This is a genomic window from Mesorhizobium sp. M7A.F.Ca.CA.001.08.2.1 (genome assembly GCF_003998455.1).
In the GTDB taxonomy this organism is placed as follows: Bacteria; Pseudomonadota; Alphaproteobacteria; order Rhizobiales; family Rhizobiaceae; genus Mesorhizobium; species Mesorhizobium ciceri.
On the sequence record NZ_RZPW01000982.1, the window covers coordinates 1 to 1,893 of the forward strand.

Annotated in this window: 3 protein-coding genes; 2 read left to right on the forward strand and 1 reads right to left on the reverse strand. The window is 62.1% G+C overall.

The window, feature by feature from the left end; translation table 11 throughout:
* A partial coding sequence (locus tag EN914_RS33800; RefSeq protein WP_245497910.1) for an AbrB/MazE/SpoVT family DNA-binding domain-containing protein occupies positions 1-236 on the forward strand: 236 nt, incomplete at its 5' end.
* A 32-nt stretch (positions 237-268) separates the two neighbouring features.
* Here the strand turns inward: EN914_RS33800 and greA are convergent.
* Positions 269-742, reverse strand: a complete 474-nt coding sequence (gene greA, locus EN914_RS33805; protein WP_013532674.1) for a transcription elongation factor GreA — start codon at positions 740-742, stop codon at positions 269-271.
* Positions 743-863: 121 nt separating this feature from the next.
* On the opposite strand from greA, the gene EN914_RS33810 reads away from it, so the two are divergent.
* Positions 864-1,893 (forward strand): TIGR03808 family TAT-translocated repetitive protein (locus tag EN914_RS33810; protein WP_127389602.1); only part of this gene is annotated, 1,030 nt, incomplete at its 3' end.

Consider the following 1,893-nt stretch of genomic DNA (forward strand, 5'->3'; position numbering starts at 1 on the left):
GTGCGGTAACCGTGAAGACGACCATCCACAAGCTCGACGACGGATCAGATGCCCTGATCTTGCCACGGGAAATGCTGGACAGCTTGAATCTGCAATCGGGCGATCAGCTCCAGATCATCGAAACTGATCACGGCATCATTTTAAGACCGGTGGCCGACAGGTTCGAACGGCAGATGAAGGCCGCGCGCGAGGTCATGGACAAATATCAGGTCGGGCTTCAGAAACTCGCCAAATGACCCGCCAATCAGTGCGGCGGATTTGAGACGTCCTAGCTCTCGGAGAGCTTGACGATTTCCCATTCCTTGCCGTTGACGCTGGCCAAGTCGCCGATCTTCTTGCCGAACAGGGCGACAGCCATTGGCGAAACATGCGAAATGCTGCCCTTGGTGGGATCAGCCTCGTCCTCGCCGACGATCTTCCAATGCACCTTCTTGCCGTCATCGCTCTCGATCGTGACGCCCATGCCGAAGCGCACAACGTCACTGCCCGGCTCCGGCACCGAGAGTTCGGCGCTTTCGCGCCGGGCGGTCCAGTAACGCAGATCGCGCGACACGACCGCTATGCGCTCGCGGTCGGCTTTGCGTTCGGCCTTCGCCAGTATGTCGCGCAGATCGGCCAGATTTTCCTCGATCTGCGCCAGGCCGCGTTCCGTCACCAGATTGCGATGCTGGCTGACCGGCCGCTCACCGACACCGGCGATGGCATTTTCGCTGTCTTCCTCGCGGGTGAAAGCTCTGCTCATTTCCTGAACTTAGGCCCGCAGAGGCTGCTCGACAAGCCATTGTCGTTTCCGTCCCGAGGAGAGGCAAACCGTCTGGCACGATTCCTGCGACGCCAAGGTTGAACGCTGGGATTTTGTGCCGATGTTGAACAGACGAACGCTGCTGACTGGAACCGCCGGCTTTGCCGTCATGGGCCTTGCGCTCGGCAAGGCGGTAGCCGCAAGCTTGAGCGGCATCGAGAAAGCCTCGATGCGCGGCTCGATCAATGCCACCGAACTCGGCGTGCAGCCCGGCACATCAGACGATCAGAGCAAGGCCTTCGCCAAACTGCTGCGTGACGCAAACAGCCGCGACATGCCGGTGTTCCTGCCGCCCGGCACCTATGTCGTCTCCAATCTTTCGCTGCCCGGCCGCGTACGTCTTTCCGGCGTGCCGGGCGCGACGCGCATCGTTTACGGCGGTGACGGCCACCTGTTCATGGCCGAACAGGCCGACCATATCGAACTGAGCGGGCTGGTCTTCGATGGTTCGAACCGCGCGATGGGCGACTACACGCAAGGGCTGCTCGATCTGCGCCGTGTCGCGCACCTCGCCATCGACAATTGCCAGATCACCGGCAGCGGCAAGAACGGGCTGGCGCTGGAACACGCGATCGGCCGGATCGAGCGCTGTGAGATATTGGGCGCCGCCGATGCCGGCATCTATTCGGTCGAAGCCGGCGGGCTGGCCATCACGGGCAACACCGTTTCCGACTGCGCCAATGGCGGCATCCTCGTACACCGCTGGCAGGTGGCCGAAGACGGCACCATGGTCACCGGCAACCGCGTCCAAGGGATCCAGGCACGCAGCGGCGGAACCGGGCAGAACGGCAACGGCATCAATGCCTTTCGCGCCGGCAATGTCGTCATCTCGGGCAACATCGTCTCGGACTGCGCCTTCTCGGCCATCCGCGCCAACAGCGCCAGCAACCTGCAGATATCGGGCAACACCTGCTCGCGCTCTGGCGAAACGGCGATCTATTCCGAGTTCTCGTTCGAAGGCGCCATCATCAGCAACAACATCGTCGACGGCGCCGCCAACGGCATCTCGATCGTCAATTTCAACGAAGGCGGCCGCATGGGCGTCTGTTCCGGCAACATCGTGCGCAATCTGTCGACCAGCGGCCCCTACC